Raw genomic sequence first — 14,261 nt, 5'->3', positions numbered from 1 at the left:
ATATAGGAGGAAAGATAGATGTTAGATTTGATTCATACTAGACGAGATTTGCACCAGATTCCAGAGATTGGCTTGGAGGAGTTCAAGACTCAGGCTTATCTGCTGGATGTGATTGAGAAATTGACTGTAGGTAAAGATTTTGTTCAAGTTCGTACTTGGCGGACAGGGATTTTGGTTTATTTGCAGGGAAGTCAGCCAGAGCGTACCATTGGTTGGAGAACAGATATTGATGGCCTGCCTATTGTCGAACAAACAGGTCTTCCTTTCGCTTCTCAGCACCAAGGTCGTATGCACGCCTGTGGCCATGATTTCCACATGACTATTGCTTTGGGTTGTCTTGAGCGAGCCCTTAAGGAGCAACCCAAGAATAATCTGCTCTTTCTGTTTCAACCTGCTGAAGAAAATGAAGCTGGTGGCATGCTCATGTATGAGGATGGTGCTTTTGGAGACTGGTTGCCAGACCAATTTTATGGCCTTCATGTTCGACCAGATTTGAAGGTTGGTCAGATTGCGACTAATACTCATACACTCTTTGCAGGGACTTGCGAGGTGAAGATTCGTTTCAAGGGCAAAGGTGGCCACGCAGCCTTTCCACATGAAGCTAATGATGCCTTGGTAGCTGCTAGTTACTTTGTGACCCAAGTACAGTCAGTGGTCAGCCGCAATGTTAATCCAATCGAGGGAGCAGTAGTGACCTTTGGTCTTTTCCAATCCGGAACCACCAACAATGTTATCACAGATACAGCCTTTTTGCATGGAACTATTCGGGCCTTGACACAGGACATGAGTCTCTTGGTGCAAAAGAGGGTCAAAACAGTTGCAGAAGGAGTTGCAGCTGCCTTCGATATGGAAGTTGAAGTTGAACTCAAGCAAGGTGGTTATCTGCCTGTTGAGAACAATCCAGTCTTGGCGCGTGAACTGATGGATTTCTTTGAAGAAAAAGAGGGAATTGAGTTGATTGATATCGAGCCTGCTATGACAGGTGAGGACTTTGGTTATCTTCTTTCGAAGGTAGATGGCGTTATGTTCTGGCTAGGTATCGATAGTCCCTACGCCCTTCATCACCCTCAGATGAGTCCCAAGGAAGAATCCTTAGCCATTGGGGTAGATGCGGTCTCTAGTTTCCTGAAAAAGAAGGCAGCAGAGTAGAGGGCTTGTCTATGAAATCGGAATTACGTAAGCAAGTCTTGCAAGAAATGAAGGCTTTACCTCAAGAACAAAAACAGGCTATAGACCAAGCTTTAACCGAGCGACTTTTAAAACACCCCTTTTACCAAGAAGCCAAGGTCATCGCAAGCTACCTCTCTTTTCCTCATGAGTTTCAAACGCAGGAACTGATTGAGCAGGCGCTGAAGGACGGCAAGAAGGTTCTGATACCCAAAACTTATCCCAAGGGGCGCATGGACTTTGTAGTCTATAATCCGCAGCAGTTGGTAAAAACTGCCTTTGGCTTACTGGAACAACAGGGAGATTTGGAAGTGGTGGATGCCTCTCAGATTGATTTGATTCATGTTCCTGGCTTGGTTTTTACGACGGAAGGATATCGGATTGGATACGGTGGAGGCTATTATGACCGTTATCTGGAACATTTTTCTGGTCATACTTTGAGTACGATATATCCTTTTCAAATTCAGGACTTTATCCCTGAAAACCATGATATTCCTGTTCAGGAGGTATTAATTGATGAAGGAAATCTTTGATAGACGTTATCCTGTGACGAGTTTCTTCCTTTTTGTGACGGCCTTGGTGTTTCTACTAATGTTGGTGACTGCAGGCGGAAACTTTGATAGGGCAGATACCTTATTTCGATTTGGAGCCATGTATGGGCCAGCTATTCGCCTCTTTCCTGAGCAAGTTTGGCGTCTCTTCTCTGCCATTTTTGTTCATATTGGGTGGGAGCATTTTATTGTCAATATGCTTTCGCTCTATTATCTTGGTAGGCAAGTAGAGGAAATTTTCGGATCCAAGCAGTTTTTCTTTCTCTATCTATTATCTGGAATGATGGGCAATCTCTTTGTTTTTATATTTAGTCCCAAATCCTTAGCAGCAGGAGCCTCTACCTCTCTTTATGGGCTATTTGCTGCGATTATTGTTCTTCGCTATGCAACGCGTAATCCTTATATCCAGCAGTTGGGGCAATCCTATCTGACACTTTTTGTGGTTAACATTATTGGAAGTGTTCTGATTCCAGGAATCAGCCTAGCAGGTCATATCGGTGGTGCAGTTGGCGGAGCATTTCTAGCAGTTATCTTTCCAGTTAGAGGAGAAAGACGGATGTATAGCGCTAGTCAGAGACTGGTAGCGTTAGTGTTGTTCGTAGGGCTCGCAGTCTTACTTATCTACAAGGGAATGGGATTTTGACGACTAATATGTAAACTTGAATAAGAAAAAAGCTACTTGAAAAATGAGTAGCTTTTAATGTGTTTTGGAACCATTTGAAACAAACAGCTCTAAAATAGTTATTAACGTCGTCTAAATTCAGTAATTCCTCCACCATAGTTTCCAAGGTGGTTTCCACTAGTGTCACGTACATCACCATTGCTATGATTTTCTTGATAATAGCTAAAATTACCACCTGCGTCAATGTTCCAATATTGTGTATAGCCGTCATTACTTCCTCCGCCGCTATTGCTGTTGCCGGATGAATATTGTTCGGTAGCTGGGGCTTCATAATTACTTCCGCCACCATTTGATCCAGAATCAGAAGATGAGTTAGAACTTGAACTGCTTGAAGTACTTGAACTACTTGATCCACCAGAAGATTCTTGTGATTTAGCTTCTGATTGTTTCTTCTCTTCTTCTTTAGCTTTTTCAGCTGCTTTTTGTTCTTCTTCTTTCTTTAAAGCTTCGATTTGCTTATTGAATTTATCTACAATATCAGTAAGAGATTTTGTAGTTTCTTCAAGATTATCTTGTTTGAATGTTTCATCAACTTTCTTGATAAAATCAATTTGTTTATTGATTTCTTTTACATTATTTTCTATGGTTGTTTTATCTTTAAATTTGTCGTCTGAATCTTTGATATCATAAGCCAAACCTTTTTGCAAATGAAAATCTACAATGGCTTTAGATGATTCTTTGACTTTGTTATTAAGATAGTCTTTACCTGTATCGGTTTTAAGTGAAGTTTCAGATAATTCTTTCAACTTAGAAATAGATTCATCTGAAGATGCATCAAATGATTCAAATAGTTTATCAACTTGTTCTTTGTCTGATTTGCTATCTTTTTCTAATTGTACAATTTTTGCTTGTTGCTCTGCTTGATGTTGGTAATATGAATACCATCCAAACCCTAATACCAATACAACACCAACTGCAACTGATGAAATGATTACTTTTTTATTGTTTTTGATAAATTCTACAAATTTGTTCTCCATAATCTTTTACTTTGATAGTGTCCGCAATTACTTTAAAATTAAAATTACACCTATCTTTCTCCCTTATTATATTCTTATTAATAGCTTCCACAAAATTAAACAACTTATGTTCGACTCGGTTGATTTAATTTAACCATGACTACTCCAACAGTTAAGTCAAATTTAAAATTATTTATTATTTTGGAACCATTCGAAACAACACAGCAAGTTAAAATAAGGCTTTGTCCGTACACAACTTGAAAAAGTGCGCACCGATTCGGTGCTTTTTTGTTTTACTATACTAATTTATTCTACTCTATATTTTAATGAAAAAACAAATACAAGTATAGCGTTTTCATTAGTTTTTGTGAAATAGGTAGATTCAAGTAGAGAATTTACTTAATTTATGTGTGGCTAATCTTGATATATAAAAGATTTTGTTATTCTTTCTCAGCCAATTCTTTTCCCAGTTGGATGATGTAATCTTTCAAGTCATCTTTGACTTGTGGGTGCTTGAGGGCATAGTCAATAGATGTTTTCATAAAGCCAAACTTATCCCCAACGTCGTAACGAGCTCCTGTAAATTCGCGGGCGAAAACACGTTGAGTTTTATTAAGTGTATCAATAGCGTCGGTAAGTTGGATTTCATTTCCAGCACCGGGAGCTTGATTTTCGAGGATATCAAAAATTTCTGGTGTGAGCAGATAGCGTCCGATGATTGCCAAATCACTTGGAGCATCTTCTGGAGCTGGTTTTTCAACGAAAGTTTCAACGCTGTAGAGACCATTAATCCCTTCACCCTGAGGAGCGATAACTCCATATGCTGAAACGTCTTCATGAGGGACAGGCATAACAGCAATTGTTGATGCGTGAGTCGACTCGTAATCATTCATCAATTGTTTTGTCAAAGGTACAGCGTTGTCATCTGTGATATCCATTAGGTCATCACCCAGCATGACAACGAAGGGCTCATTCCCTACAAAAGCTTTTGCTTGTAAGACAGCATCTCCAAGACCACGAGGATGGCTTTGACGGATAAAGTGAAGGCGAATGCCAGTTGTTTCGTCTACTAATTTTAGCAAGTCATGTTTGCCTTTTTCTTTGAGGTTGTACTCAAGCTCAAAGTTTGAGTCAAAGTGGTCTTCAATAGAACGTTTTGATTTACCAGTGACAACTAGAATATCTTCAATACCTGATTTGAGAGCTTCTTCTACGATAAATTGGATAGTTGGTTTGTCCACAATTGGCAACATTTCTTTAGCAAGTGCTTTGGTTGCTGGTAAAAATCGAGTTCCAAGTCCAGCGGCAGGGATGACTGCCTTTCTAACTTTTGATGTCATAAGAATCCTTTCTCTAGAGGGTTAAGACCACTCATTTTCTGCTTTAAATTCATTGTTCATGATGTCGTAAATGGCATCTTTGATATTAGTTCCGTGGTAAATAACTTGGTAAATGGCTTGTGTAATTGGCATATAGACTCCAAGTTCTTGCGCTAGTTCATAGGCTGCTCGAGTCGTTGAAATTCCTTCAATCACCATGCCCATATTGGCTTCGATATCAGCTAGAGATTCTCCACGACCAAGAGCATCTCCGGCTCTCCAGTTACGAGAGTGGATAGAGGTTCCCGTTACGATCAAGTCTCCTACACCGGATAAGCCACTATAGGTCAATGGACTGGCCCCAAGTGCTACTCCTAGGCGGGTAATTTCTGCCAAGCCTCGAGCGATGATGGCTGCCTTAGCGTTGTCACCAAATCCTAAACCATGTAAGGCTCCAGCACCGACAGCGATAATGTTTTTAAGAGCACCAGCAGTTTCAACCCCGATAACATCCGTATTGGTATAAAGTCGGAAGTAGTGATTACTAAAGAGCTCCTGAACGTATTGAGCTGTTTGCAAATTCTTAGAAGCAGCAGTAATTAAAGTCAGGTCACGAACAATGGTTTCTTCCGCATGACTAGGTCCTGAAACAACGACAATATCACTGCGGAGATGTTCAGGAATTTCTTCTTCAAGGATGGTTGATAATCGTTTATGGCTATCAGGCTCTAATCCCTTTGATGCGTGCATGATGATAGCCTTATGGTCCAAGGTTTTTGCAACTTGTTGGGCAACAAGTCGTGTCACTTTTGTTGGGACAACAAACAAAATCGCATCTACATCTTTCAGTGCCTCTGATAAGTCGGTGTAGGCAATGATATTTTCATCTAGAACGACATCTTTAAAGTAGTGTTTGTTAGTATGATTGGTATTAATTTCATTGATTTGCTCGGGAATGTTTCCCCAAATACGTACCTCGTGTCCATTGTCATTTAAGACTTGTGAAAGGGCAGTTCCCCAAGAACCAGGCCCCAAGACGGCGATGGTTTGTTTTTCCATATTCCCCTCCTTTATAACCTTCTTTTTACTATTCTACCATAAAAACCTTTATCATGCATTACTGTAGATGAAAGCGCACTAATTTGTATCAAGGAGACTTCTTTGACAAGTTCCCACTTTTTTGCTAGAATAACATCACACAAACAGAATGAGAAGGAGCTGACGCATTGTCGCTCCCTTTTGTCTATTTTTTAAGGAGAAAATATGCTGATTCAGAAAATAAAAACCTACAAGTGGCAGGCCTTGGCTTCGCTTCTGATGACAGGCTTGATGGTTGCTAGTTCACTTCTGCAACCGCGTTATCTGCAGGAAGTGTTAGATGCCCTACTTGCTGGGAAATATGAAGCCATTTATAGTATCGGGGCTTGGTTGATTGGTGTGGCCTTGGTCGGTCTGGTTGCTGGTGGGCTCAATGTTATCCTTGCAGCCTATATTGCCCAAGGAGTTTCATCTGACCTTCGGGAGGATGCCTTCCGTAAAATCCAAACCTTTTCTTATGCCAATATTGAACAGTTTAATGCGGGAAATCTAGTCGTTCGTATGACAAACGATATCAACCAGATTCAGAACGTGGTCATGATGACCTTCCAAATTCTTTTCAGACTTCCACTCTTGTTCATCGGTTCATTTATCCTCGCGGTTCAAACCTTACCTTCTCTATGGTGGGTAATTGTTCTCATGGTGATCTTAATTTTTGGTTTGACTGCTGTCATGATGGGGATGATGGGGCCTCGTTTTGCCAAGTTTCAAAACCTGCTTGAACGCATCAATGCTATTGCCAAGGAAAATCTGCGGGGTGTTCGAGTGGTCAAGTCCTTTGTCCAAGAAAAAGAGCAGTTTGCTAAGTTTACGGAGGTTTCAGACGAGCTACTCGGTCAAAATCTTTACATCGGTTATGCCTTTTCAGTAGTGGAACCTTTTATGATGTTGGTCGGTTATGGGGCGGTATTCCTCTCTATTTGGCTAGTTGCAGGGATGGTTCAGTCGGATCCGTCAGTTGTTGGCTCCATTGCTTCCTTTGTCAATTACCTAAGCCAGATTATCTTTACCATTGTCATGGTTGGATTTTTGGGAAATTCTGTCAGTCGTGCCATGATTTCTATGCGTCGAATTCGAGAAATTCTGGACGCAGAGCCAGCCATGACCTTCAAGAATGTCCCAGATGAAGAGTTGGTCGGCAGTCTTAGCTTTGAAAATGTGACCTTTACCTATCCAATGGATAAGGAACCGATGCTGAAAGATGTGAGCTTTACTATTGAACCTGGTCAGATGGTTGGTGTCGTTGGAGCGACTGGTGCAGGAAAATCAACCTTGGCTCAATTGATTCCACGTCTCTTTGACCCACAGGAAGGGGCTATCAAAATCGGAGGTAAGGATATTCGAGAAGTGAGTGAAGGGACCCTGCGTAAAACAGTTTCTATCGTTCTCCAACGTGCCATTCTCTTTAGTGGAACGATTGCAGATAACTTGAGACAGGGTAAGGGTGATGCCACTCTATTTGAAATGGAGCGAGCAGCCAACATTGCCCAAGCTAGTGAATTCATTCATCGTATGGAGAAAACCTTTGAAAGTCCAGTTGAGGAACGGGGAACCAACTTCTCTGGTGGGCAAAAGCAAAGGATGTCGATTGCGCGTGGGATTGTCAGCAATCCACGTATTCTGATTTTTGACGATTCGACCTCTGCCTTGGATGCCAAGTCAGAGCGCCTAGTGCAAGAAGCCTTGAATAAGGACTTGAAGGGAACAACAACCATTATCATCGCGCAAAAGATTAGCTCGGTTGTTCATGCAGATAAAATCTTGGTTCTAGATCAAGGACGATTGATTGGTCAAGGTACGCATGCAGACTTGGTTGCCAACAATGCCGTTTACCGTGAAATCTACGAAACACAGAAAGGAAAGGAGGAGTAAAATGAAGACAGTTCAATTTTTTTGGAATTATTTTAAAGTCTATAAGCTATCATTTGTAGTTGTTATCCTGATGATTGTTCTAGCAACTCTTGCCCAAGCCCTCTTTCCGGTATTTTCTGGACAAGCAGTAACGCAGTTAGCCAATTTAGTTCAAGCTTATCAAAATGGCGATCCAGAACTTGTTTGGCAAAGCCTATCAGGAATCATGGTCAATCTTGGCCTGCTAGTTTTGGTTCTCTTTATCTCTAGTGTCATATACATGTGTCTCATGACGCGCGTGATTGCAGAATCTACCAATGAGATGCGCAAAGGCCTCTTCGGTAAGCTTGCTCGCTTGACGGTTTCTTTCTTTGACCGCCGACAAGATGGCGATATCTTATCTCGTTTTACCAGTGATTTGGATAATATCCTCCAAGCCTTTAACGAAAGCTTGATTCAGGTCATGAGCAACATCGTTCTATACATTGGTCTGATTCTTGTCATGTTTTCGAGAAATGTGACGCTTGCCCTTATCACTATCGCCAGCACACCAGTGGCCTTCCTCATGCTGATTTTCATCGTAAAAATGGCACGCAAATACACCAACCTCCAGCAGAAAGAGGTAGGGAAACTCAACGCCTATATGGACGAGAGTATTTCAGGCCAAAAAGCCGTGATTGTGCAAGGGATTCAAGAGGATATGATGGCAGGATTTCTTGAACAAAATGAGCGCGTGCGCAAGGCAACCTTTAAAGGAAGGATGTTCTCAGGAATTCTTTTCCCTGTCATGAATGGCATGAGTCTGGTTAATACAGCCATCGTCATCTTTGCTGGTTCAGCTGTACTTTTGAATGATAAGTCTATTGAAACAAGTACAGCCCTAGGTTTGATTGTTATGTTTGCCCAATTTTCACAGCAGTACTACCAGCCTATTATCCAAGTTGCAGCTAGTTGGGGAAGTCTTCAGTTGGCCTTTACAGGTGCTGAACGGATTCAGGAAATGTTTGACGCAGAGGAAGAAATCCGACCTGAAAAGGCTCCAACCTTCACTAAGTTGCAAGAAGGTGTTGAAATTAGTCATATTGATTTTTCATACTTGCCTGATAAACCTATTTTGAAAGATGTCAGCATTTCCGCTCCAAAAGGCCAGATGACAGCAGTTGTTGGTCCGACAGGGTCAGGGAAAACGACTATTATGAACCTCATCAATCGCTTTTATGATGTTGATGCTGGTGGTATTTATTTTGACGGCAAAGACATCCGTGACTATGATTTAGATAGTCTCAGAAGTAAGGTGGGAATTGTTTTGCAGGATTCGGTCTTATTTAGAGGAACGATTCGAGACAATATCCGTTTCGGTGTGCCAGATGCTAGTCAAGAAATGGTTGAGGTAGCAGCCAAGGCAACCCACATTCACGACTATATCGAAAGCTTACCTGACAAATACGATACCCTTATCGATGATGATCAAAGCATCTTCTCGACAGGACAAAAGCAATTGATTTCTATCGCTCGAACCCTGATGACAGATCCAGAAGTTCTCATTCTCGATGAAGCAACTTCAAACGTAGATACGGTGACAGAAAGCAAGATTCAGCATGCCATGGAGGCGGTTGTAGCAGGCAGAACCAGTTTCGTTATTGCCCACCGTTTGAAGACCATTCTCAATGCAGATCAGATTATTGTCCTTAAAGATGGAGAAGTCATTGAACGCGGTAATCACTATGAACTTTTGAAACTAGGTGGCTTCTATTCAGAACTCTATCACAATCAATTTGTTTTTGAATAAGAAAGAAGTTGTCCTATGTGGGCAGCTTTTTCTTGTCCATAAAAAATATTTATCACGGCCTTTAAAAAAACATATTAGACGAAAGTCATTTTGAGTGATATGATAGGACTATCGTTATACTCAATGAAAATCAAAGAGCAAACTAGGAAGCTAGCCGCAAGCTGTACTTGAGTACGGTAAGGCGACGCTGACGTGGTTTGAAGAGATTTTCGAAGAGTATTAACATTCGAAAGGAGAGACATCATGACTAGAACGGTTGTAGGAGTTGCTGCAAATCTATGTCCCGTAGACGCAGAAGGCAAAAACATTCATTCATCTGTATCTTGTAGATTCGCAGAGAGCATTCGTCAAGTCGGTGGTCTCCCTTTAGTCATTCCTGTTGGTGACGAGTCAGTTGTACGCGATTATGTGGAAATGATTGATAAGCTTATTTTGACAGGCGGTCAAAATGTCCATCCTCAGTTTTATGGAGAGAAAAAGACCATCGAGAGCGATGATTACAATCTAGTCCGTGATGAATTTGAACTGGCTCTCTTGAAAGAAGCGCTTCGTCAAAATAAACCAATTATGGCAATCTGTCGCGGTGTTCAACTTGTCAATGTTGCCTTTGGTGGAACCCTCAATCAAGAAATTGAAGGTCACTGGCAAGGACTACCTTTCGGAACATCTCACTCTATTGAGACAGTAGAAGGAAGCGTGGTCGCCAAGCTATTTGGAAAAGAAAGTCAGGTCAACTCGGTTCATCGTCAAAGCATTAAAGATTTGGCACCTAATTTCCGTGTAACTGCTATTGACCCAAGAGACCAGACCATTGAAGCGATTGAGTCTATCGATGAGCACCGCATTATCGGTTTACAGTGGCATCCAGAGTTTCTGGTTAATGAAGAAGATGGCAATTTAGAACTATTTGAGTATTTATTGAATGAACTGTAACGACTGGAACATCTAGTCGTTCTTTCTTTTATTTTTTCAAAATTTTTGGAATGCGACATTTTTACGCAAACGTTTGAATTCTGATAAAAATTGGAGAAATTCGACAAAAAACTTGAAAAAAACGAAGGTAAGCGTTATGATAGAAAAGAAGAAATATTGGAGGAATAACATGTCACATATTAAATTTGATTATTCAAAAGTTTTAGACAAATTTATTGCACCACATGAAGTGGAATACATGCAATCACAAGTAACAGCAGCAGATGAATTGATCCGTAAAGGAACTGGTGCTGGTAGCGACTTCTTGGGATGGTTGGACCTTCCTGAAAACTATGACCGCGAAGAATTTGACCGTATCTTGAAAGCTGCTGAGCAAATCAAATCAGACAGCGATGTCTTGGTTGTAATCGGAATCGGTGGATCTTACCTTGGTGCCAAAGCAGCAATCGACTTCTTGAACCACCACTTTGCTAACTTGCAAACAAAAGAAGAACGCAAGGCTCCACAAATCCTTTACGCAGGAAACTCAATCTCATCTACTTACCTTGCTGACTTGGTAGAGTATGTTGCAGACAAAGACTTCTCAGTAAACGTGATTTCTAAATCAGGTACAACAACTGAACCAGCGATTGCTTTCCGTGTCTTCAAAGAACTCTTGGTTAAGAAATACGGTCAAGAAGAAGCCAACAAACGTATCTATGCAACAACTGACCGCCAAAAAGGTGCTGTTAAGGTTGAAGCAGATGCTAACGGCTGGGAAACATTTGTTGTTCCAGATGACATCGGTGGACGCTTCTCAGTATTGACAGCAGTTGGTTTGCTTCCAATCGCTGCATCAGGAGCTGACATTAAAGCCCTTATGGAAGGTGCTAACGCAGCTCGCAAAGACTACACTTCAGACAAAATCTCTGAAAACGAAGCTTACCAATATGCAGCTGTTCGTAATATCCTTTACCGTAAAGGCTATGCAACTGAAATCTTGGTAAACTATGAACCATCACTTCAATACTTCTCAGAGTGGTGGAAACAATTGGCTGGTGAATCAGAAGGAAAAGACCAAAAAGGTATCTACCCAACTTCAGCCAACTTCTCAACTGACTTGCACTCACTTGGTCAATTTATCCAAGAAGGAACTCGTATCATGTTTGAAACAGTTGTCCGTGTTGACAAACCTCGTAAAAACGTGATTATCCCTAGCTTGGAAGAAGACCTTGATGGACTTGGTTACCTTCAAGGAAAAGATGTTGACTTTGTAAACAAAAAAGCGACTGATGGTGTTCTTCTTGCCCACACAGATGGTGATGTACCAAACATGTACGTGACTCTTCCAGAGCAAGACGCTTTCACTCTTGGTTATACAATCTACTTCTTCGAATTGGCTATCGCTCTTTCAGGTTACTTGAATGCCATCAACCCATTTGACCAACCAGGTGTTGAAGCATATAAACGTAACATGTTCGCCCTTCTTGGAAAACCAGGATTTGAAGAATTGAGCAAAGAACTTAACGCACGTCTATAATAGAAGAAAAGAGTGGTTTGTCCACTCTTTTTACTCTCTTTATCCATAGAAATTGGACTCAGCCAAGACTTGTGATATAATATAGAGAGCAAAAAGGCAGACGCCTAGAGACTTTATAGGAGAAACTATGTCAAAAGATATCCGCGTACGTTACGCACCAAGTCCAACAGGACTACTACACATCGGGAATGCCCGTACAGCATTGTTCAACTACCTTTACGCACGTCATCATGGTGGAACTTTTATTATTCGTATCGAAGATACTGACCGTAAACGTCATGTCGAGGATGGTGAACGTTCACAGCTTGAAAACCTTCGCTGGTTAGGTATGGATTGGGATGAAAGCCCAGAAACACATGAAAATTACCGCCAGTCTGAGCGTTTGGACTTGTATCAAAAACACATCGACCAACTGTTAGCTGAAGGAAAAGCCTACAAATCTTACGTTACAGAAGAAGAGTTGGCAGCTGAACGCGAAAGCCAAGAAGCGGCTGGCGAAACACCACGCTACGTCAATGAATACCTTGGTATGGGTGAAGAAGAAAAAGCAGCTTACATCGCAGAACGTGAAGCAGCAGGGATCGTCCCAACTGTTCGTTTGGCTGTCAATGAGTCAGGTATCTACAAGTGGCATGATATGGTCAAAGGTGATATCGAATTTGAAGGTGGCAATATCGGTGGTGACTGGGTTATCCAAAAGAAAGATGGTTACCCAACATACAACTTTGCCGTTGTCATTGATGATCATGATATGCAGATTTCTCACGTAATCCGTGGAGATGACCACATTGCTAATACACCCAAACAGCTCATGGTTTATGAAGCACTTGGTTGGGAAGCTCCAGAGTTTGGTCACATGACCTTGATTATCAACTCTGAAACTGGTAAGAAGTTGTCTAAACGTGATACTAATACACTTCAATTTATCGAAGATTACCGAAAGAAAGGTTATCTTCCAGAAGCAGTCTTTAACTTTATTGCTCTTCTTGGTTGGAACCCAGGTGGTGAAGATGAGATTTTCTCTCGTGAAGAACTCATTAAACTTTTCGATGAAAACCGCCTCAGCAAGTCTCCAGCAGCCTTTGACCAGAAAAAACTAGACTGGATGAGCAATGATTATATCAAGAATGCAGACCTAGAAACTATCTTTGAAATGGCAAAACCATTCTTAGAGGAAGCAGGCCGTTTAACTGACAAGGCTGAAAAACTAGTTGAGCTCTATAAACCACAAATGAAATCAGTAGATGAGATTATCCCATTGACAGATCTCTTCTTCTCAGATTTTCCAGAATTGACAGAAGCAGAGCGCGAAGTCATGGCGGGGGAAACAGTCCCAACAGTTCTTGAAGCCTTCAAAGCAAAACTTGAAGCGATGACAGATGATGAATTTGTGACAGAGAATATCTTCCCACAAATTAAAGCAGTCCAAAAAGAAACAGGTATTAAAGGGAAAAATCTTTTCATGCCTATTCGTATCGCTGTTTCAGGTGAAATGCATGGACCAGAATTGCCAGATACGATCTTCTTGTTAGGCCGTGAAAAATCAATCCAACATATCGAAAATATGCTAAAGGAAATCTCTAAGTAAGAAGGGTACAATAATGGACATCTGGGAAAAAATGTACGAAGAAGCACAGAAGCTATACGATCCACATGAAGTATCTGATTTTGTTTACGCTAACCATGTTGTGGCCGCAGTAGAAGCAGAAGATGGACAAATATTTACAGGATTCTGTATGGAGGGAACCTGTGGTGTTTTCCATCTCTGCGCAGAGCGAGCGGCACTCTTTAATATGTACCAATTTTCAGGACAAACTAAGGTTAAGAAAGTATTAGCCTTTCGAGATAAACAACCTTATGGTGGAAGTTCCGGTATGCCTTGTGGAGCTTGCAGAGAGTTTCTCTTGGAGCTGAATGCTGAAAATAAAGATGCAGAATTCATGATGGACTACGATACAAGAAAGACGGTGAAAGTCGCAGAACTAATCCCATATTGGTGGGGAGAAGAACGTGCTTCTAAGTTTAACGATCAATAGAAGAGTCAGTATAATTCTGGCTCTTTTTACTTAATTTGAAAAAAGTTTAAAAAAAGTGTTGACAAAGTTTGAAAAGCCAGTATAATAGTAAGAGTTGAAAATAACAGCTCNGGTCCGTTGGTCAAGGGGTTAAGACACCGCCTTTTCACGGCGGTAACACGGGTTCGAATCCCGTACGGACTATGGTATGTTGCGGTTGAGACACTTGATGAAAAAAGTTTTAAAAAAGTTTCAAAAAAGTGTTGACAAGCGAAAGCGACTGTGATATACTAATATAGTTGTCGCTTGAGAGAAGCAAGTGACAAAGACCTTTGAAAACTGAACAAGACGAACCAATGTGCAGGGCACTACAACTAAGGT

At 41.2% G+C, this 14,261-nt stretch carries 12 protein-coding genes and 1 tRNA gene; 10 read left to right on the top strand and 3 right to left on the bottom strand.

Annotation, left to right across the window (positions count from 1 at the left end; genetic code table 11):
* Positions 1 to 18 precede the first annotated feature (18 nt).
* From D8845_RS04965 to D8845_RS04955, 3 genes are read left to right on the top strand one after another with little or no spacing between them, the layout of a single operon-like run.
* Positions 19 to 1,149, top strand: a complete 1,131-nt coding sequence (locus D8845_RS04965; RefSeq protein WP_125452692.1) for an N-acetyldiaminopimelate deacetylase — start codon at positions 19 to 21, stop codon at positions 1,147 to 1,149.
* Between the two features lie 11 nt (positions 1,150 to 1,160).
* Positions 1,161 to 1,700, top strand: a complete 540-nt coding sequence (locus D8845_RS04960; RefSeq protein ID WP_125452691.1) for a 5-formyltetrahydrofolate cyclo-ligase — start codon at positions 1,161 to 1,163, stop codon at positions 1,698 to 1,700.
* A complete protein-coding gene (locus D8845_RS04955) occupies positions 1,684 to 2,361 on the top strand; it encodes a rhomboid family intramembrane serine protease (RefSeq protein ID WP_125452690.1) in 678 nt (225 codons plus the stop codon). The genes D8845_RS04960 and D8845_RS04955 overlap by 17 nt, the downstream gene beginning before the upstream one ends.
* Before the next feature lie 101 nt (positions 2,362 to 2,462).
* Here the strand turns inward: D8845_RS04955 and D8845_RS04950 are convergent, their stop codons facing one another.
* The 3 genes from D8845_RS04950 to D8845_RS04940 all read right to left on the bottom strand — a co-directional run bounded on the left by D8845_RS04950 (position 2,463) and on the right by D8845_RS04940 (position 5,734).
* Positions 2,463 to 3,377 carry a hypothetical protein gene (locus tag D8845_RS04950; RefSeq protein WP_125452689.1) on the bottom strand — a complete coding sequence of 305 codons (915 nt, stop codon included), beginning with the start codon at positions 3,375 to 3,377 and terminating at the stop codon, positions 2,463 to 2,465.
* A gap of 419 nt (positions 3,378 to 3,796) precedes the next feature.
* Entirely contained in the window at positions 3,797 to 4,696 is a 900-nt protein-coding gene (gene galU, locus D8845_RS04945; protein WP_125452688.1) for a UTP--glucose-1-phosphate uridylyltransferase GalU, read from the bottom strand.
* A gap of 21 nt (positions 4,697 to 4,717) precedes the next feature.
* Entirely contained in the window at positions 4,718 to 5,734 is a 1,017-nt protein-coding gene (locus tag D8845_RS04940) for an NAD(P)H-dependent glycerol-3-phosphate dehydrogenase (protein WP_125452687.1), read from the bottom strand.
* A gap of 204 nt (positions 5,735 to 5,938) precedes the next feature.
* On the opposite strand from D8845_RS04940, the gene patA reads away from it, so the two are divergent.
* The 7 genes from patA (at position 5,939) to D8845_RS04900 (ending at position 14,084) form a co-directional block, all read left to right on the top strand.
* Complete coding sequence (patA, locus tag D8845_RS04935) at positions 5,939 to 7,645, top strand: multidrug efflux ABC transporter subunit PatA (RefSeq protein WP_125452686.1); 1,707 nt, start codon at positions 5,939 to 5,941, stop codon at positions 7,643 to 7,645.
* 1 nt (position 7,646) lies between these two features.
* Positions 7,647 to 9,413 carry a multidrug efflux ABC transporter subunit PatB gene (gene patB / locus D8845_RS04930; protein WP_125452685.1) on the top strand — a complete coding sequence of 589 codons (1,767 nt, stop codon included), beginning with the start codon at positions 7,647 to 7,649 and terminating at the stop codon, positions 9,411 to 9,413.
* Between the two features lie 243 nt (positions 9,414 to 9,656).
* Entirely contained in the window at positions 9,657 to 10,346 is a 690-nt protein-coding gene (locus D8845_RS04925) for a gamma-glutamyl-gamma-aminobutyrate hydrolase family protein (protein ID WP_033687443.1), read from the top strand.
* Positions 10,347 to 10,515: 169 nt separating this feature from the next.
* On the top strand, positions 10,516 to 11,865 hold the full coding sequence (locus D8845_RS04915) for a glucose-6-phosphate isomerase (RefSeq protein ID WP_125452684.1): 1,350 nt from the start codon (positions 10,516 to 10,518) through the stop codon (positions 11,863 to 11,865).
* 127 nt (positions 11,866 to 11,992) lie between these two features.
* On the top strand, positions 11,993 to 13,453 hold the full coding sequence (gene gltX, locus D8845_RS04910; RefSeq protein WP_125452683.1) for a glutamate--tRNA ligase: 1,461 nt from the start codon (positions 11,993 to 11,995) through the stop codon (positions 13,451 to 13,453).
* A 13-nt stretch (positions 13,454 to 13,466) separates the two neighbouring features.
* Positions 13,467 to 13,901 carry a cytidine deaminase family protein gene (locus D8845_RS04905; protein ID WP_125452682.1) on the top strand — a complete coding sequence of 145 codons (435 nt, stop codon included), beginning with the start codon at positions 13,467 to 13,469 and terminating at the stop codon, positions 13,899 to 13,901.
* A 111-nt stretch (positions 13,902 to 14,012) separates the two neighbouring features.
* A tRNA-Glu gene (locus D8845_RS04900) sits at positions 14,013 to 14,084 on the top strand.
* The last annotated feature ends 177 nt before the right edge of the window (positions 14,085 to 14,261 follow it).

Origin of the sequence: Streptococcus mitis, assembly GCF_003942865.1 — a bacterium.
GTDB classification, from domain to species: domain Bacteria; phylum Bacillota; class Bacilli; order Lactobacillales; family Streptococcaceae; genus Streptococcus; species Streptococcus mitis_BI.
The sequence above is the reverse complement of the archived record's forward strand: the minus strand, read 5'-3'. Positions and strand labels throughout refer to the sequence as shown.